Source organism: Campylobacter sp. RM10537, from assembly GCF_022369435.1.
Taxonomy (GTDB): Bacteria; Campylobacterota; Campylobacteria; order Campylobacterales; family Campylobacteraceae; genus Campylobacter_D; species Campylobacter_D molothri.
The window spans coordinates 1,445,349-1,462,476 of the sequence record NZ_CP059597.1; the positions used below are offsets into that span (position 1 = coordinate 1,445,349).

Below are 17,128 nucleotides of genomic sequence, written 5' to 3' on the forward strand. Positions count from 1 at the left end.
TAGATTTTGTTATAATTATAAATTATCTTAATTTTATTTTCTAGGTAGTATTTATGGAAAATCTTATTAGCGGTGCAATTAAATTTATGCAGCAAGATTTTAAAGAGCATAAAGAGCTTTTTGAAAGTCTCAAAAATAAGCAAAATCCTCATACTCTTTTTATAGGATGTTCTGATTCAAGAGTAATTCCTAATTTAATCACCAATACAGGACCAGGAGAACTTTTTGTCATTCGAAATATTGCAAATATAGTACCACCTTATCGCATAGGAGAGGATTTTTTAGCAACCACTTCTGCTATAGAATATGCTTTAAATTCTTTGCATATTAAAAATATTATTGTATGCGGACATAGTAATTGCGGTGGATGTAATGCGCTTTATTATACTGATGAGGAATTAAGTAAAATTCCAAATGTAAAAAAATGGCTTATGTTGCTTGAACCTATTAAACAAGATATAAAATCGATATCAAAAAACGATACAGCTATGAGATCTTGGCTTACAGAAAAATTAAATTTAGTCAATTCTTTGCAAAATATTCTTACTTATCCTGGAGTTGAAGAAGCTTTAAATCAGGGAAAAATAGAACTTCATGCTTGGTATTATATTATCGAAACAGGCGAAATTTATGAATATAATTTTAAAGAAAAAACCTTTACTTTAATTCAAAATAGGAGATGATAATAATGAAAAAAATAATTTTAATTTTTTTAAGTTTTTTATATCTTCATGGCGATGATTTACAACTCATTGACACCAATGCAAGCGAAAATTCTGGAATTTATGGTTTAATTCAAAAATATATTGGAATTGAACATCAAATTAGAGAATTTAGAAAAAATAACGATGAAAATTCAAGTTCTTATAGTGGAATTTTAAAAGAATTTGAAAGGGATAAAAAAACTATATTATCTGAAATACCTGATATGATAGTCGAACAAAAAATTGATGAAAAGGCTATAGAAAATTTCTTAAAAAGAAAACAAGAATTATTGAAATTGCAGCAAAGAAGTTTAAATAAACCCTTTATTTATGTAGACACAACCTTAAATCTTACCTATTTTAATATGGTTGAGAGTTTTTTTTCGTCTTTGTTTGAGTTAGAAAAACTTTTTAAAAATGCAGCTGATAGTGAAAGCATAGTATCTGCAGTTGATAAAGCAATGGAGGATTTGCAGAACTTAATTAATATTGATTTGGATGAATATAAAAATAAAATTACAAATCCAAAAGAGCTTGAAAAAATTGCCACTAAAGAAGCAATGATCAACAATACCTTTAATGCTTATGTGGAAATTTTAAAATATTTACGCTCCAATGCTCATTTATTAGAAAGCAATTATCTTTTCTCTCTTTTAGGGCTTCAAATTTGGATTGATAAAATCAATGCCTTTGTCAATATTGATTTTTTAAATGTCGGAAAAATAAGTATTTCTATTTTAGTTTTGATTTTTTTTATTTCCCTAAGACGCTTTTTTTCCAATATAGTTTATTTTTTTCTTGTGCGCTTAATTTATCGTAATAAAAAAGAAGCTGATGATATTAAAGTTATTTTTATTGGAAATATTAAAAAGCCAGTAGGTATTTTACTCATTTGCTATGCTTTCTCGCTTTGCCTTACTATAGCGTTTTATCCTGCGCCTTTAAATATAGGCCTGAGTAATCTTTTTAATATAATTTACGCTGTTTTAATAGCTTGGCTTATTTTAAAAATTCTTGATGGTTATGGTGTGGTTTTAGTATCCAAACTAGCTAAGAAAAGTGAGAAAAAAGAAGTAGTTAATTTAGTCATTAAAATTTTATATTTTATTATTATTATTATAGCTTTACTTTATATTTTGGCTCAACTTGGTTTTAATATCTCAGCTATCATTGCTTCTTTAGGGATTGGTGGTTTAGCTGTTGCTTTGGCAGCTAAAGATATTATTGCTAATTTTTTTGCATCAATTTTATTATTATTTGATAATAGTTTTAATCAAGGAGATTGGGTTGAGGTTTCAGGTATAGAGGGAACTGTTGTTGAAATAGGACTTAGAAAAACAACCATAAGAACTTTTGATAATTGCTTAGTTTTCTTACCTAATTCAACCATTATGGGTGCTAATATTAAAAACTGGAGCAAACGTCGTATGGGACGTCATATAAAAATGTATCTTGGAGTAGGATATGATGCTACCCCTGAAAAATTAGATAATTGCATTAAAGATTTAAAAGAGCTTTTAAATTCAAGTCCATTAGTAGCTCACGAAGATGATGGTGCTTTAAAATATGGAGATCATACAACAAAATACCGCCAAAATTTAGTATCAATTAATGATCTTGAAGGTTATAAAAATGCTTGCTATGTAGGTTTAAGTGAATTTGCAGACAGTAGTATTAATATAGAATTATACTTTTATACCAAATCCATCCATTCAAAAGAATTTAGAGAAGCTAAACAAGAATTAATGCTTGAATTTATGCGTATTATTGAAAGAAATGGTTTAACTTTTGCCTTCCCAAGTCGTAGTATTTATATAGAAAATTTACCTCCACTTAATTTAAAACCATAAGAATAGCACTTGCTATTCTTATACTGGCATAACGCGAATATTTGAACTTAATTCCTCTTGTAAAATATTTTCAATAGCATATAAAGTAGCGCCACTTCCGCTAGAGCAACTACTACAGGCACCCAAATAGCGAATATAAACATCAATAGCGCCACCTTCAGCCTTTTGTATATCAATTACCTCTAAATCACCTCCATCATTATGAAGCATAGGGCGAATTTCTGTATCTAAAACGTTTTCTACTGCTTTTAACTGACCCACTAAAGTCATTTCATCGAAAGCAACGTCGTTTTTTGTTGCATTTTTTAATTTTTCTCTATCCATTTCAGCTCTTGTTTCAGCTAAAATATCTACAAGATAATGATCTCTTTTTTCATGTCCACCTGGTTTTACACAAGATTTACAAAAAGCACCAGCTTTGGTATATTGAGTGATTTCTTCAACTGTGTGTAAATCATTAAGTTTAATAACATCTTTAATGGTTCCAAGGCTTACCCTAGCGCACTCACAAACTATAATTTGATCTTCAAAATCTTCAGGATCAATTCCTTTATAGTGAGCAGCAGCTTGTTTAATAACATCATAAGCCATAACCGAACAATGCATTTTTTGAGGTGGTACAGCTGGAGTTTCTGGATTATCACGCATGGCAAATTCTACATCTAAATTTGTAATCTTTACTGCTTCATCTACGGTTTTTCCTATACAAAGATCCACCATAGTATCGCTACTTGCTATAGCAGTTCCACAACCAAAACTTTTAAATTTTGCATCGATAATTTTATCTGTTTTTTCATCAACCAGCCAAAAAAGTCTTACCGCATCTCCACAACTTTCTGCTCCAAAATCAGCCACAATAAGTTTTGCATTACGTTTTTTAGCATCTTCTTCACTGAATTCTCCCATATGTTGAGGGTTATTCATTCTATCTTGAACTTTTTGAGAATACTCATCCCAAATCGATCCTCCAATTAAACTATTCTTTCCCATTTTTTATCCTTTTTATTTATAATTATTTGGATTGTAAGCATAAGTACAAGAAATTTTTCTTAATCTTTGTGTTGCATTTTTTATTTGTTCTGCAGCATAATCAATTTCTTCTTCTGTATTAAATCTTGATAAAGAAAGTCTTAATGCTGTATGTGCTAAATCATGCTCTGCGCCGATTGCTTCCATAATAGGATTACTTTCAAGTGCTTCGCTAGCACATGCTGAACCCGTACTTGCTGCTATGCCATTTTTATTTAAATCCCAAAGCATAGCTTCACCTTCAACACCTTTTATACTTGCTAAAATAGTATTTGGAACTCTATGTTCTCTTCTTCCAACCACGGTTGTATCAGGCAAAGCTAAAATTTTATCTTCTAATTTATCTCTTAAACGACGTATATGAGAATCTTCAAAATCAAGCATAGTATTAGCTATGCGTAAAGCTTCTCCCATAGCTATTATATAAGGTACATTTAAAGTCCCACTTCTTCTACCACCCATGTGTTCTCCACCATGTAATAATGGAGTAAGTTTAAGTCCTTTTTTAATAAACAATCCACCAATACCTTTTGGTCCATGAAATTTATGCGCTGAAAAGGATGCGAAATCAACGCCAACATCTCTTAAATTAACCTTGATTTTACCTACTGCTTGTGTTGCATCTGTATGAAAAAGGGCTCCAAATTCATGAGAAAGTTCAGCCATAGCTTTGATGTCAAAGATCATACCTGTTTCATTATTAGCCCACATAACGCTAACTAGTGCAGTTTTATCAGAAATTACCTTACGTAAATCTTCTACAGTAGAAACACCCTCTTCATTTACCGGAAGCTCTATAACCTTAACGCCAAGACTTTTTAAAAAATATGCTGCTGCGGTTACAGCTGGGTGCTCTACGCTAGAAATAATCACTTCATTACGTTCTTTGTTTAAAATATGATCAAAATATACACCTTTTAAGACCCAATTGATACTTTCAGTTGCACAAGATGTGATAACTATATCATCTAAATCATTAGCACCAAGTCCTATATAAAGCTTATCTAAAGCTTCTTTTAAGGCTGGATGCGTTGTACTTCCCCACTGATGAAGACTATTTGGATTACCATACATTTCTTTGAAAAATGGCAACATAAGCTCATAAGCATTAGGATCAATCATTGTTGTTGCATTATTATCTAAATAAACTTTCACTTTTTCATCCTTAATAAAATTATATCCATTTTTCATTTAGGATATTTTTTATCCTGTTAATCACATAGCAGATAATAACAGAAATTTATTAATTTTAGTTTAAATACTAAAAATTAAATTATAAATTAAGAAAAATAAAAAAATATTAAATTAAATTTTTTAATTTTTTTTCATAGTATTTTGTTATTTTAGAATCTTCTTTTGAGGTATGATTTATAATAAAATCCCTCACTACTAAATCCAACTTTTCAGTTAAAACGTGGATTGTTCTTGCCTCTCTTACGATTATTTCTTCAATTTCAAAAATAATACTTCGGTGAATTTTCATATGCTCTTTAATAAAAGGATAATTAATTTCTCTCATAAAAGCTTCTTCATCCGAAAAATGCCGATTTAGCATAACAAGCAATTCTTTTAAAACTTCTTTTAATTCTTTAGAATTAATATGTCGATGATTCATTAAAGAAAGTTTAATAGAAATTTCAAAAATATCTTGATGTTGAGAATCTAAAAGCTCATTATTCATAGAAACAATTTTTTGGTTAGAAATCATAATTTAAACTTTCATTTACTGATAATTTTAAATTATTGTTTAAAATTTAGATTATAATTTTTAAATACTTAAATTCATATTATTTTTTATATTTACATCATAACAGACATATAAGAGTTAAGTATTTTATTTAAATTCGCTTGCTTTTGGCGACGATCTAGAAAATGATCTATAGAGCTAGAGCGCGTAAAATTTGCTTTATCTATTCTGGATACATCTTCGCTTTGTTTTTTATACTCATTTTTTAAATCATTAAAATCATTTTTTATTTGATCAGTATAAATTTGAAAAATTGAACTAGAATTAGCAAATTCTTTCAAATCCATATCTTTTTGATAATTAATATATTGTTGAAAAAAAACAGAAAGCTTATCTTTAGAAATAGTTTTTTTATTGACCCCATTAACATAAAGATATAAATCAAAACTCATTTTTTCTTCATTATTTTTTTTAATATAATCTTCAATATCCATTTTTCCATCAAGAATTTTTTGCAAATTTTGACGAGAGGTAATATCTAAGTTAACTGGTTTCATAAAAAAGTTAAATTCATTCTCATTTTGAGTCTTAATATCTTGATAAATAAAATTCATTAAAAGTCCTGATTTTGAGACCTCTGAATTTTTTGTTAAATAAGGTTTTAAAATTTCATTAGAAGAAGTATTATTTAAGGTTTTATCAAAATGAAAACTAATAACTTTATTATCAAGCATTAAGGTATTAAGATGAAGATTTTTATCTAATGCAGAATTTAACTCTTCTTGATTATTATAAATTCTTGTAATTTTGCCTAAAAATTCTCCATTTTCCGTGGAAAAACCTGCTGAAAGTTTTGAAATGCTATTGCGACTTAAATTGATATTATCATCTCCTATAAATTCATTATTAATTGCTTTTAAAGAGTTATAATAACTATTTAAAAGATAGGGCAAATCTATTTTATTATAGTTAAAATTTTCATCTTGCTTTGTTAATTCTTTTGCTATATTTCTAACACTTTTGATATGAATATCATAGGATTCTGGAATATTAGCTATTTTATTTAAATCTTTATCGAAAAAGCCCTGTTCATTGATTCTAAAACCAAACTCACTCGCATAACTTATATTATTAAAAATGTAATTTAATTGTTCTAAATGATGATCCTCTTTCAAATTTGAAATTTCTCTATCCTTGATCAAATTCAAAGCAGAACTATTATTTAAAGGATTAGACAAAGCCAAATTTTGATAAGGATTTGCCGAATTTATTGTCATCGTTTAATCTTTCCAAAAATATTGCTATTTTTTAACAAGCAAAAGGTGTGCCAAGTTTATAAGATGATAAAAATTCAGTCAAAAATCAGTAAAAATTTATTATTATTTAGCTTTTCTAAATTTTTTGGAAAATAAATTTTATCCGAAAGGAAAGCGTATGCCAAAGATGAAAAGCGTTAAAAGCGCTGTTAAACGCTTTAAGGTAGGTAAAAATAAAATCAAAAGAGGTTCAGCATTTAGAAGCCATATTTTGACTAAAAAACCTGCTAAAAGAATGCGTGATCTTCGTACAGCTAAATACGTTCATAGTACAAATGTAAAAGCTGTAGAAAAGATGTTAGGAATTTAAGTTTTTGACCAAAGTCATTCAAACTCCCCTTAAAAATAAAATTAAGGGCAAGCTCCAAATTTGGACGCCACTTTATGAAAGGAAATAAAAATGGCAAGAGTAAAAACAGGTGTTGTAAGACGTCGTAGACACAAAAAAGTTTTAAAATTAGCACGTGGTTTTTATAGCGGACGTCGCAAACATTTTAGAAAAGCAAAAGAACAATTAGAAAGAAGTCTCGTCTATGCTTATCGTGACAGACGTCGCAAAAAAAGAGATTTTCGCCGTCTTTGGATCGTGCGTATCAATGCTGCTTGCAGATTAAATGATTTAAGTTATTCAAGATTTATTAATGGACTTAAAAAAGCAGGTATTGAACTTGATAGAAAAATCTTAGCAGACTTAGCAATGAATGATGCTGCTGCATTTTCAAAAATTGTGGAGGCTGTTAAAAAAGCGCTTTAATCCAAGATTATTTTCTTGGATTACCCCCCCCCCGTCGTATTTAATTTCGCTAAAACGTTTTCGTAAAGTTTTAATTCATTTAAATTTTTATCCAAATGAGTGCTTGTATCACTTTTTTGTTCAAGCTTATCTGAAATTTCTTTCCCTAAACTAATAAGTTCAGAAATAGTTTTTGAAAATTCGTTCGATTTATCTCTGATAAAATTCATTTCTTGGGTGCTAGAATTCGAGCTTTTAGCAATAGACTGTATAGTTTGAATTACTAATTTTATAGCCGCTTCCATTTCTATTAAGCTTTCTTGGGTATTATCAGAAAGCTTTCTTACCTCATCAGCAACAACAGCAAAGCCTCTACCCATTTTCCCAGCTCTTGCAGCTTCTATGCCCGCATTTAAAGATAAAAGACTTGTTTGTTCAACAATGCCAGAAATAAGGTTAAGCATTTTATTAAGCTGATCAATATTTTTAAAAGAAGATTGAATTTCTTTCTCTAAATTCATTTTTTCTTCACTTTGATATAAGTTATATTCTAAATAGTGAATAAAATTAATAAAATTTTCATCAATAGTTAAAAGGCTTTCTTTAATACTTTGAAAATCTTTGAAAGTTTCTTTAAAAATATTGGAATTATTGTCTATACTAACAGTGGTATTTTTCAATCTATCTAAAACGAGCTTATTAACCTTATTAATAATTTCAAGTTTTTGTACTTTAAAACTAAGATAATAATATTTAAAGTCGCTATATTTATTTACAAAAGTTTGCATATATACAGGATTAAATTCAGTTTTTTCATCTACTTCGTAAAAAAATATCGCTACTAAACTTTTAAAAATTCCAACGCCATAAATTTCCCCAAAACAAGAAAAACCTACAATGGGAAATTGATTTAATTTAATATCTTTTATAAATTTACTATTTTGGAATCTTCTTAGGATACAATCATTAAAAATTGCTGCCATAGGCTTCATATTGGGTTTATTTTGGATAAATTTCTCATAATCTTTTTCAAGATCTTTGATAAAATCAGTTCTTTTTAATAAAACAATTTCTTGACCATTGGCTATTGCGCCATAACTAAACAAAACCTTATCTGAAATGATTTTCATAGGGGAAATAAAATAATCATTACTAATTTTAATACCTAAAGTATAATTTTGTGCTTTATCAAGCTTTAATTCTTCAAAGCTACAAGAAAAATGCTTGCATAAAGCTTCAATCGCATTTACAGACTGAAAAGTTTTTGTATCTAAGAATTCATATACCAATCTATTTTTAGGATCTGCATTTAAAACTGTAAATGTTGTATTTTTATCATGAGTTTCAGAAAAATTTTGAGATTTCATAAAATCAAAACGATATTTTGGTTTAAATTGAATATGCATACTAACAGCATGATGTTCTAGTATTTCGTGATTATAAACAATGCAGGTTCCTTGAAGATTATCCAAGTCTCCACTTGCACCAGCTCCTAAAATAGGGCAAGGATATTGAGCGTATTTATAAAGCATTTCTATGACCATGCTCTCGCTTCCGCTTACTCCATTATGAATTAAATAGTGCAAAGTATTACTACAATGTGCCTTAAAAGGAACATGCATTGACGCAATTTCTTTTTCTATATAAACTCTTCTATCTTGATAATCTTCTATATGATCAAAAAGATTGATTTTGTGGATATATAAATTTTCTATCATTTCATTGCCAAAAAGAATTAAAGCGATACCTTGAACATTATGTAAATAAGGATTATCAATGATTTGTTTATTTTGATTGATATTGCATAATAAATCAGAAGCAGAAATTAAAACTAATTCACATTCTTGAGGTAAATAATTTTTTATCTTTGTTGCTATATTTTTTAAATCAAGTTGATAGGAAGCAAATCCTATGGCTAACTTAGTTTTAAATTGCAAATTACTTAAAGTATTTTCAATTTCGTCTTCTAAAAAATAAAGAGTTTCCAAAGGTTTTGTTTTTATGATTTTTTTTTCATTTTTTTTAAAAAAGCTGTGAAACATTATTAACCTCGATAAATGTTATTCTTATTAAATCTATATATCTGTAAATAAGATTTTAATAAGATAATTAAAACTGTTTTTAATTGTAGTAAAATTTTATTAATGATAAAAATTATAAAATTTTATATACTAAGTAAATTGAAATTTAGTTATAATACATTTTTTAGTGAGAAATTTTGTAATTTAGTTTAGTCAAGGAAAATCTATGGCATCAGATATGAATGAAATTTTATTACAAAGTGTTGAAGTTCTACCTTCTTTGCCTGACACAATCAGCAAATTAAGAAAATATATTGAAGAATCAAGAAGCAATCTAGAAATCAATAAGATCGCTGATATTATCTCAAGTGATCCCTTAATGACAACCAAACTTTTACGTTTAGCCAATTCTCCTTTTTACGGCTTCTCAAGAGAAATTACTTCTTTGAATCAAGTTGTATCTTTACTGGGTATAGGGAATATTATTAATACCATTATGGCAGATTCTATAAGAGATAATTTTAAAATCGATGTTTCGCCTTATGGTTTAAATACTAAAGATTTTATAAATAAATGCAGCGAAGAAACTGCTTTTATTACAGATTGGCTCAATGAAGAAGATAAAAAACTGTCTCACTTTTTGGTTCCTTGTGCTTTGATATTAAGACTTGGTATAGTTATTTTTTCTAATTTTTTAATTCAAAATAATAAAGACGCTGAATTTTTAGAACATTTAAAAAAAATAGATTTTAGAGATCTTTCTTTAGTAGAAAATGAATTTTTAGGAGTTGATCATATTTCTTTTTTAGGCTTTTTGCTTTATCGTTGGAATTTTGATGATATATTAACAGAGACAATTTGTTTTATAAGATCTCCTCATGCGGCACGTAATGAAGTTAAAAAATCAGCTTATGCCTTAGCCGTACTTGATCATTTATTTATGCCGCATAGAAATTTTTCTGTTTTTAATGTAAAAGCGTCTATTGCTTTAATCGAAGAAGCTAAAACTCAAGGTGTAAAATTTAATTTAGATAATTTTATTTCAAAACTTCCAAAACAAATTAGAGAAGAAATAGAAAAAGAAAAAAAATAAGTTTATTTTTTCTTTGATTTAATGAAAAGTATTATTTTACCTCCTAATGAATTTTTAGATCATTATGTTTTAAATGCTGAATTTCACCGTTTAGTAGGCATTTCTAAAAATGCTTATAAATTTTGGAAAAATGTAGAAATAGGAAGATACCAAGGAACACGTGTTATTTTTTTGCATAAAAATTCTATTCTAAAAAAACATCAAGAAAAATTAAAATTATGCACAAATTTAAATGGTTTTGTATTAGCCAGTGCTTTTTGTTCTTTTACTACCCTTGCTCCTTCGCATTTAGTAAAAAATAATGATTCTTCTATTTATAAGTTATTAGAACTTAAAGAAGTGCAAGGGATTAAATTTGTAAATTTAAAAAAATTTTATGATTTTTTAGGGCTTGATTACCATCAGCATATTTACATAGAAAAATGCCATTTTTTCAGCCCAGCCCCTTTTGAAAAACGTATAAAAATTACTGATAGTATGTGTGTTGGATATTATTGAAGCGATGAATTTTAATCCATTTCATAAAATTCATCTTCGTCTGATTCATCATCATAGGAATAATCATCATCATCGTAATTATAAGATCGATGATTAGCATGAGTATATTCTTCTTCCTCTTCATAAGTATCGTAATCTAAATTTTCTTCTTCATTTTCCATAATTTTCTCCTAAAATTAAAATTATAAAATTATTTTAACTCAAATTTGTTTGCTTTTGATATAATTTTTTGAATTTTTTAAAAGGTTTATTTATGAATTTAACTCATTTAGATGATAAAAATCGTCCAAAAATGGTAGATGTAAGCTCAAAAAATATCACTCAAAGACTTGCTAAAGCAAGTGGAATGATAAGTATGTCTCAAGAAGCCTTTGAAAGTATTAAAAATAATACAGCTAAAAAGGGTCCTGTTTTGCAAACAGCAATTATAGCAGCTATTATGGGGGCAAAAAAAACAAGTGAATTAATACCCATGTGCCATCCTTTGATGCTTTCTAAAATTGAAACTGATATAATTGAATTTGAAAAAGAATTTGCTTTTAAACTTATTGTTACAATTAAATGTGAGGGGAAAACTGGAGTTGAAATGGAGGCTTTAACTGCGGTAAGCATAGGGCTTTTAACCATTTATGATATGGTTAAAGCTATTGATAAAACTATGAAAATAGGCGAAATTATTCTTGAAAATAAGCAAGGGGGTAAAAGTGGTGAATTTGTGCGATCTTAATAAAGAACCCATTATTAATTATCCAACATTTTGGGATTATAAGGTTATTTTTGATATTCATGTGCATGCAGGTGAAATTTTTGAAAAAATATTAGGTCAAAGAGAATTTAAATACAAACACTCTAATACAAGTTCCAATGGAAAATATCAAAGTTTTTTGTTAAGCGTATATGTTGATAGCAAACAAGATCGTCTTGATATTTTTGAAAAGCTTAAGTCTGAAGCAAAATTTGTTATTTAAAGGAAAAATTTAATGAAAAATACTTTGATTATTTTTGAAAATTCTTTATTGAATCTTAGTAAAAAAGAAGCTAAAGATTTATTAGAGGATTTGTGTTTTAATCTTGCTTATAAACAAATCACTCACAATTCTCATTATACGCAAAAAATTCTTAATTCTCTTCTAGTTGAATTTTTAAATATTTTAAAAAAATTAGATTTGCTCGATGATGAAAATACTACAAAAGTTATTAAAGCCTTAGTGAAAGCTAGCATCCAAGATGCACAAAATACGCTTTATGATTATATGAATGAAATTGAAATTCTAAATAAACAAGTTGAAAATCAAAAAAATTTGATAAAAAATCAAATCAGTAATCATTTTTTTGAATTTGAAAATATTTTACAAGAACATCTTGACAATCAAATTTGTAGCAGCTTAAATGATGCAATTTTATTTGATATAGAAATGCTTGGAATTTTAAAAGAAACAGCTGAAAGTGCTTTTTTGACAACCTTAGAAAAAGCTGAAGATATAGAACTTACGAGCAATGAGATTGCTAAAAATCTTGTTTATAATGCGATTTGTGAAGCACATTTTGAAAAAGAACGTATTTTAAAAATTTCAAGTATTGTTTTAAATACAGCTTTTGAAATAGCTAATGAATCAATGGCTTATGCAAAAGATCTTTGCCTAGGGGTAATCAAAGGAACACGTGATGGAATTGCTCTAGCAATGGAAAAATTTAAATCCTCGTTAAACTATGCAGCTTTTGAAGAAGATATTAACTTAAAAAGCAAAGAATTAATAGGCATAGAAGATGATTTTATTACACTCTTAAAAAAAGAAATTAAAAAACAAAATAATCCAGCTAAAGAAATAGTTGAAAATTTACTTGAATACGAGCTAGATAATCTTTTTGCAAAATTCAAACGTCTTGCAAGTGAAAGTAGAGAACAGCTTCTTTTAGTTTTAAATGATATTAAGAAAAATCCAAAAATCAATGATTTTAATAGACTAACTCAAAGTAAGCTCTATCGTTTAAAACAAGAAATTTATGAATTAGAAAATATAGCCAATGAAAAATACAAAGATATAAATTCCCAAAAGGCAAAAAAATTAGGCATAAGACTTTGGGAAAAAGCTAAAAATTTAATCAAAAAATAAATATCCTATTTTATAGGATATTAAATATCTATTTCTATACCTACTGGAGCATGATCTGATCCAAAAATATCATTTCTTATAAAAGCATTTTTTAATTTATTTTTTAAATTATTTGAAATGAAAAAATAATCAATTCTCCAACCAACATTTCTTTCTCTTGCTTTCATTCTATAACTCCACCAAGAATATTTTTCCTTAACATCTCCATTGATTTCTCTAAAAGTATCTAAAAAACCAAGTTTTAATAAATCATCAATCCAAGCTCTTTCTATGGGTAAAAAACCTGAGGTATTTGCATTTGCTTTAGGATGGGTTAAATCGATCTCGCGATGAGCTGTATTAACATCTCCACAAATGATTATTTCTTTATTCTCATCTAAAAGTTTTTTAAGATAAATTAAAAAATCCGCATAAAATTTCATTTTAAAATTTAAACGCTCTTCATCTTTTTGTCCATTTGGAAAATAAATATTAAAAAGTACCACATTTTTAAACCTATGTTCTAAAACCCTACCTTCATCATCATCAAAAAATTCACATTTTTTTACTTCACAATCAAAATTGCAAAGACTCATAACACCTGAATATCCTGCTCTTTTTGCAGAATTAGAATATATATGTTTAAAAGGAAATTCATAAATTCTTTTAGGAAATTTATCTTCATGAGCTTTAATCTCTTGAAAGCCTATAAAATCAATATTTTCTTTTTCTATCCAATCAAGTGCATTTTTATCGCAAATTGCTCTTAAGCCATTGACATTCCACGATAATAGTTTCATCTTTATCCTTAATAAAATAATAATTCCAAAATCATAGCACAAAAATTAAATTTTTACAGGCGATTAAACAAACTTTTATACAATAAATAATCTATATTTAAGGCAATTCTAATGTTTAAATTCACTTGGCTTCAATTTACACTTTTAAACTCTTTGTTGATTGTGGCACTTAATTTTAATTTATTTCATTTTGTGTATGAAAAAAGCTCTCAAAATTTTTTCATCACTTTTAGTTTCATTTTGATTTATTTTGGTTTTGTGCATACTATTTTTTCTTTGATTTTTATCAAATACTTAAGCAAATTTTTTTCAATTTTTTTTATTGTAGCATCTTTTTTAAGTGTTTATTTTATTAGTTTTTATGGGGTTTTGATCGATTCAAATATGATTCAAAATGCTGTACAAACCGATATTAAAGAAGTAGAAGATTTGATTAATTTCAAACTAGTAATCACTATAATTTTAATTTTAATTTTTATCATTTATATTTTAAAAATTAAAATTGATTATAAGTCTATGAAATCTCATCTTAAAATTAAATTTATTAATATTATTTTAGGTTTGATCTTTATTTTTGCTATTTTTCTTCCACTGAGCAAAACTTTTATTCCTTTTGCTAGAAACTATAATGAAATAAGAATGTATAATATCCCTTTTTATCAATTATATGCTCTATATCGTTATTATACTCTTTTTGTTCAAGCTAAGCCTCAGTTTAAAGCTATAGAAAATGACGCTTATAAGGATGATAATCACACTAAAAAAATTTTAGTTTTAGTAGTTGGGGAAACTGCAAGAGCTGCAAATTACTCGCTTGGTGGTTATGCAAAAAATGATACTAATTTTTACACTAAAAAAGACAATGTTGTATTTTTCAATCAAGTATCTTCTTGCGGAACAGCCACTGCTATTAGCTTACCTTGTATGTTTTCAGTTTCAAAACGAATCGATTTTTCAAATAAAGAATATCAAGAAAACGCCATTGATATACTTAATAAAAGTGGTGTAGATGTTAGCTGGATAGATAATAATTCAGGAGGATGCAAAGGAGTGTGTAGTCGATTAAAACAAAAAATTCAGCTCTCAAGTGGCTATGATGAAAATTTACTGAGTCCATTAAAAAACAAATTAGACAATTTAAGCACTCAAAATATAATTGTTTTGCATTTGCAAGGTTCTCATGGCCCAGCTTATTATAAACGTTATCCTAAAGAATTTAAAAAATTTAATCCAACTTGTGATACAAATGATTTATCAAAGTGCACTGAAGATGCTTTGATGAATACCTATGATAATACCTTACTTTATACAGATTATATTTTAAGCAATATTATCTCTCTTTTAAAAGAAAAAAAAGGTTTTCAAAGTTCTTTATTGTATCTTTCTGATCATGGAGAAAGTTTAGGTGAAAATGGAATTTATTTACATGGTATGCCTTACGCATTCGCACCAAGTACGCAAACTCATATTCCTATGATTTTTTGGAGCAATGATAGTGAGCTTATGAATTTAGCTAAAAAACATAAAAATTTAAAGCTTTCTCAAGATAATCTTTTTAGCACACTTTTAGGCTATTTTGATATAAAAACTCATGTTTATGAATCAAATTATGATTTATTTAATCCTAAACTCAAGGCAAATCCATGAAACCAAAATATCATATTTTTAATAATGCCAAATATGCCCTAGAAGGAGTTATAGCCTTGTTTAAAAATGAAATGGCTTTTCGCATTGAAATTTGTATCATTATCCCTGCTATTTTTATCAGCTTTTTTTTTAAAATAAGCTTAATAGAGCATCTTATTTTAATAGCAGTTTTAATTCTAGTTTTAATCGCAGAATCCTTTAATTCAGCTATTGAAGCTTGTGTTGATCTTATAACCGATAAATGGCATCAAAAAGCAAAAATCGCTAAAGATTGTGCTAGCACTGGAGTCTTTTTTAGTGTGATTTTGGCTCTTTTTTCTTGGATTTTTATTATAGTAGGCTTGATATGAATTTTGAAAAATTAATATGTGCTATTTTTGGTAAAAAACGCTATGAGCTTTTAAAATTTTTATGTGAAAATGCTGATGAAAATGGTTTTATTATGGTCAAAATTAGTGAAATTCAAAGCAAACTTAATTTAAGTAAGCCAACTATTATTGCTACTTTTAAATTTTTAGAAGAAAAAAAGCTTTTTAGACGCCTTAAAAATGGTTTATACCAAATTTATATTAAAGAAGAAATATAATTTAATTTATCTTTTTTATATATTTTGATAAATTTAAATAATTATTTTTCTAAATAAGGAGAAACAATGGTACTAAAAAATCCTTTGGATATGCATTTACATTTACGCGATGAAAAAATGCTTGATTTAGTAGCGCCATTTAGTGCAAAGGACTTTAAAGCAGGCGTTATAATGCCGAATTTGATCACTCCTATTACAGATATAAATTCTTTAAAAGCTTACAAACAAAGGATTATAAAAGCTTGCAATAATGAAGATTTTACACCTTTAATGACTCTATTTTTTAAAGAATATGATGAAAAATTTTTAGAGAATGCAAAAGATGAAATTTTTGCTATCAAGCTTTATCCTGCTGGTATTACTACAAATTCAGATAAAGGAATTTCAAGTTTTGATTTACAAAATTTAAAACCCACACTCAATACAATGAGTGAACTTGATATTCCTTTGCTGGTACATGGAGAAACTAATGATTTTGTAATGGATAGAGAAGCAAATTTTGCAAAAATCTATGAAAAATTAGCTCAAAATTTTCCAAATTTAAAAATAGTCATGGAACACATTACTACTAAAGTTTTATGCGATTTACTCAAAGATTATGAAAATTTATATGCAACCATAACTTTGCATCATTTAATGATTACTTTAGATGATGTTATAGGCGGAAAAATGGATCCTCATTTATTTTGCAAACCTATAGCAAAACGTTATGAAGACAAAGATGCTCTTTGTGAACTTGCTTTTAGTGGATATGAAAAAGTGATGTTTGGAAGTGATAGCGCACCGCATCCACTGCATACCAAAGAATGTTGCGGTTGTGCGGCTGGAGTTTTTAGTGCACCTGTTATTTTGCCTACTCTAGCTGAACTTTTTGAAAAAAATTCCAATGAAAAAAAATTACAAAAATTTATCTCCGATAATGCTAGTGAAATTTATAATTTTAAGTTTGAAAAAGAAAAGATTATAAAATTAGAAAAAAAAGAATGGCAGGTACCGCAAAAATATGGTGACGTGGTGCCTTTCATGGCTGGAAAAAAATTGGAATTTAAAGTTAAATAAAACTAGTTTTTA

20 protein-coding genes are annotated in these 17,128 nt (G+C 27.4%); 13 read left to right on the forward strand and 7 right to left on the reverse strand.

Going from position 1 to position 17,128, the window contains the following annotated elements; all coding sequences use genetic code 11:
* Window positions 1-53: 53 nt before the first annotated feature.
* Together CMOL_RS07345 and CMOL_RS07350 are read left to right on the forward strand one after the other, a co-directional pair.
* On the forward strand, window positions 54-683 hold the full coding sequence (locus tag CMOL_RS07345) for a carbonic anhydrase (RefSeq protein ID WP_239820257.1): 630 nt from the start codon (window positions 54-56) through the stop codon (window positions 681-683).
* 5 nt (window positions 684-688) lie between these two features.
* Window positions 689-2,554: a mechanosensitive ion channel family protein gene (locus tag CMOL_RS07350; RefSeq protein ID WP_239820258.1), complete on the forward strand. Its 1,866-nt coding sequence runs from the start codon at window positions 689-691 to the stop codon at window positions 2,552-2,554.
* An 18-nt stretch (window positions 2,555-2,572) separates the two neighbouring features.
* Here the strand turns inward: CMOL_RS07350 and CMOL_RS07355 are convergent, their stop codons facing one another.
* From CMOL_RS07355 to CMOL_RS07370, 4 genes are all read right to left on the reverse strand, one after another.
* Window positions 2,573-3,544 carry an iron-sulfur cluster assembly scaffold protein gene (locus tag CMOL_RS07355; RefSeq protein WP_200279610.1) on the reverse strand — a complete coding sequence of 324 codons (972 nt, stop codon included), beginning with the start codon at window positions 3,542-3,544 and terminating at the stop codon, window positions 2,573-2,575.
* Window positions 3,545-3,556: 12 nt separating this feature from the next.
* A complete protein-coding gene (locus tag CMOL_RS07360; RefSeq protein WP_239820259.1) occupies window positions 3,557-4,738 on the reverse strand; it encodes a NifS family cysteine desulfurase in 1,182 nt (393 codons plus the stop codon).
* A gap of 145 nt (window positions 4,739-4,883) precedes the next feature.
* Window positions 4,884-5,291, reverse strand: a complete 408-nt coding sequence (locus CMOL_RS07365; RefSeq protein ID WP_200279616.1) for a hemerythrin domain-containing protein — start codon at window positions 5,289-5,291, stop codon at window positions 4,884-4,886.
* 92 nt (window positions 5,292-5,383) lie between these two features.
* On the reverse strand, window positions 5,384-6,547 hold the full coding sequence (locus CMOL_RS07370; RefSeq protein ID WP_239820260.1) for a hypothetical protein: 1,164 nt from the start codon (window positions 6,545-6,547) through the stop codon (window positions 5,384-5,386).
* A 157-nt stretch (window positions 6,548-6,704) separates the two neighbouring features.
* Here CMOL_RS07370 and rpmI point away from each other — a divergent pair, with 157 nt between their 5' ends.
* Both rpmI and rplT read left to right on the forward strand, forming a co-directional pair.
* Window positions 6,705-6,896, forward strand: coding sequence for a 50S ribosomal protein L35 (gene rpmI, locus CMOL_RS07375; protein WP_002777995.1), 192 nt, complete (start codon window positions 6,705-6,707; stop codon window positions 6,894-6,896).
* Between the two features lie 90 nt (window positions 6,897-6,986).
* Entirely contained in the window at window positions 6,987-7,340 is a 354-nt protein-coding gene (rplT, locus tag CMOL_RS07380) for a 50S ribosomal protein L20 (protein WP_200279623.1), read from the forward strand.
* Between the two features lie 20 nt (window positions 7,341-7,360).
* Here rplT and CMOL_RS07385 read toward each other — a convergent pair whose 3' ends face one another.
* Window positions 7,361-9,361: a methyl-accepting chemotaxis protein gene (locus tag CMOL_RS07385; protein ID WP_200279626.1), complete on the reverse strand. Its 2,001-nt coding sequence runs from the start codon at window positions 9,359-9,361 to the stop codon at window positions 7,361-7,363.
* A 205-nt stretch (window positions 9,362-9,566) separates the two neighbouring features.
* Here CMOL_RS07385 and cheP point away from each other — a divergent pair, with 205 nt between their 5' ends.
* A complete protein-coding gene (gene cheP, locus CMOL_RS07390) occupies window positions 9,567-10,433 on the forward strand; it encodes a cheVAW transcriptional regulator CheP (RefSeq protein ID WP_200279629.1) in 867 nt (288 codons plus the stop codon).
* A gap of 21 nt (window positions 10,434-10,454) precedes the next feature.
* Entirely contained in the window at window positions 10,455-10,931 is a 477-nt protein-coding gene (gene cheQ / locus CMOL_RS07395) for a cheVAW transcriptional regulator CheQ (protein WP_200279634.1), read from the forward strand.
* A gap of 11 nt (window positions 10,932-10,942) precedes the next feature.
* Here cheQ and CMOL_RS07400 read toward each other — a convergent pair whose 3' ends face one another.
* On the reverse strand, window positions 10,943-11,092 hold the full coding sequence (locus CMOL_RS07400; RefSeq protein ID WP_239820261.1) for a highly acidic protein: 150 nt from the start codon (window positions 11,090-11,092) through the stop codon (window positions 10,943-10,945).
* 92 nt (window positions 11,093-11,184) lie between these two features.
* Between CMOL_RS07400 and moaC the strand changes: the two genes are divergently transcribed.
* From moaC to CMOL_RS07415, 3 genes are read left to right on the forward strand one after another with little or no spacing between them, the layout of a single operon-like run.
* A complete protein-coding gene (gene moaC / locus CMOL_RS07405; RefSeq protein ID WP_200279637.1) occupies window positions 11,185-11,658 on the forward strand; it encodes a cyclic pyranopterin monophosphate synthase MoaC in 474 nt (157 codons plus the stop codon).
* A complete protein-coding gene (locus tag CMOL_RS07410) occupies window positions 11,636-11,899 on the forward strand; it encodes an HP0495 family protein (protein ID WP_200279640.1) in 264 nt (87 codons plus the stop codon). Before moaC ends, CMOL_RS07410 begins: the two co-directional genes overlap by 23 nt.
* A 12-nt stretch (window positions 11,900-11,911) precedes the next feature.
* Entirely contained in the window at window positions 11,912-13,045 is a 1,134-nt protein-coding gene (locus CMOL_RS07415) for a hypothetical protein (protein WP_239820262.1), read from the forward strand.
* A gap of 20 nt (window positions 13,046-13,065) precedes the next feature.
* Here CMOL_RS07415 and CMOL_RS07420 read toward each other — a convergent pair whose 3' ends face one another.
* Complete coding sequence (locus CMOL_RS07420) at window positions 13,066-13,824, reverse strand: exodeoxyribonuclease III (RefSeq protein ID WP_239820263.1); 759 nt, start codon at window positions 13,822-13,824, stop codon at window positions 13,066-13,068.
* A 111-nt stretch (window positions 13,825-13,935) separates the two neighbouring features.
* Here CMOL_RS07420 and CMOL_RS07425 point away from each other — a divergent pair, with 111 nt between their 5' ends.
* The 4 genes from CMOL_RS07425 to pyrC all read left to right on the forward strand — a co-directional run bounded on the left by CMOL_RS07425 (window position 13,936) and on the right by pyrC (window position 17,116).
* On the forward strand, window positions 13,936-15,471 hold the full coding sequence (locus CMOL_RS07425; RefSeq protein WP_239820264.1) for a phosphoethanolamine transferase: 1,536 nt from the start codon (window positions 13,936-13,938) through the stop codon (window positions 15,469-15,471).
* Window positions 15,468-15,821 carry a diacylglycerol kinase gene (locus tag CMOL_RS07430; protein WP_239820265.1) on the forward strand — a complete coding sequence of 118 codons (354 nt, stop codon included), beginning with the start codon at window positions 15,468-15,470 and terminating at the stop codon, window positions 15,819-15,821. The genes CMOL_RS07425 and CMOL_RS07430 overlap by 4 nt, the downstream gene beginning before the upstream one ends.
* Window positions 15,818-16,057 carry a replication/maintenance protein RepL gene (locus CMOL_RS07435; protein ID WP_200279653.1) on the forward strand — a complete coding sequence of 80 codons (240 nt, stop codon included), beginning with the start codon at window positions 15,818-15,820 and terminating at the stop codon, window positions 16,055-16,057. The genes CMOL_RS07430 and CMOL_RS07435 overlap by 4 nt, the downstream gene beginning before the upstream one ends.
* A 66-nt stretch (window positions 16,058-16,123) precedes the next feature.
* Complete coding sequence (gene pyrC, locus CMOL_RS07440) at window positions 16,124-17,116, forward strand: dihydroorotase (RefSeq protein ID WP_239820266.1); 993 nt, start codon at window positions 16,124-16,126, stop codon at window positions 17,114-17,116.
* Window positions 17,117-17,128 lie beyond the last annotated feature (12 nt).

Coding starts and splice junctions, on each gene's coding strand:
- CMOL_RS07370 (WP_239820260.1), bottom strand. CDS start 6,547: ATGACAATAAATTCGGCAAATCCTTATCAAAATTTGGCTTTGTCTAAT.
- CMOL_RS07385 (WP_200279626.1), bottom strand. CDS start 9,361: ATGTTTCACAGCTTTTTTAAAAAAAATGAAAAAAAAATCATAAAAACA.
- CMOL_RS07365 (WP_200279616.1), bottom strand. CDS start 5,291: ATGATTTCTAACCAAAAAATTGTTTCTATGAATAATGAGCTTTTAGAT.
- rpmI (WP_002777995.1), top strand. CDS start 6,705: ATGCCAAAGATGAAAAGCGTTAAAAGCGCTGTTAAACGCTTTAAGGTA.
- pyrC (WP_239820266.1), top strand. CDS start 16,124: ATGGTACTAAAAAATCCTTTGGATATGCATTTACATTTACGCGATGAA.
- rplT (WP_200279623.1), top strand. CDS start 6,987: ATGGCAAGAGTAAAAACAGGTGTTGTAAGACGTCGTAGACACAAAAAA.
- CMOL_RS07425 (WP_239820264.1), top strand. CDS start 13,936: ATGTTTAAATTCACTTGGCTTCAATTTACACTTTTAAACTCTTTGTTG.
- CMOL_RS07430 (WP_239820265.1), top strand. CDS start 15,468: ATGAAACCAAAATATCATATTTTTAATAATGCCAAATATGCCCTAGAA.
- CMOL_RS07350 (WP_239820258.1), top strand. CDS start 689: ATGAAAAAAATAATTTTAATTTTTTTAAGTTTTTTATATCTTCATGGC.
- CMOL_RS07355 (WP_200279610.1), bottom strand. CDS start 3,544: ATGGGAAAGAATAGTTTAATTGGAGGATCGATTTGGGATGAGTATTCT.
- moaC (WP_200279637.1), top strand. CDS start 11,185: ATGAATTTAACTCATTTAGATGATAAAAATCGTCCAAAAATGGTAGAT.
- CMOL_RS07420 (WP_239820263.1), bottom strand. CDS start 13,824: ATGAAACTATTATCGTGGAATGTCAATGGCTTAAGAGCAATTTGCGAT.
- CMOL_RS07435 (WP_200279653.1), top strand. CDS start 15,818: ATGAATTTTGAAAAATTAATATGTGCTATTTTTGGTAAAAAACGCTAT.
- CMOL_RS07400 (WP_239820261.1), bottom strand. CDS start 11,092: ATGGAAAATGAAGAAGAAAATTTAGATTACGATACTTATGAAGAGGAA.
- CMOL_RS07345 (WP_239820257.1), top strand. CDS start 54: ATGGAAAATCTTATTAGCGGTGCAATTAAATTTATGCAGCAAGATTTT.
- cheQ (WP_200279634.1), top strand. CDS start 10,455: ATGAAAAGTATTATTTTACCTCCTAATGAATTTTTAGATCATTATGTT.
- CMOL_RS07415 (WP_239820262.1), top strand. CDS start 11,912: ATGAAAAATACTTTGATTATTTTTGAAAATTCTTTATTGAATCTTAGT.
- cheP (WP_200279629.1), top strand. CDS start 9,567: ATGGCATCAGATATGAATGAAATTTTATTACAAAGTGTTGAAGTTCTA.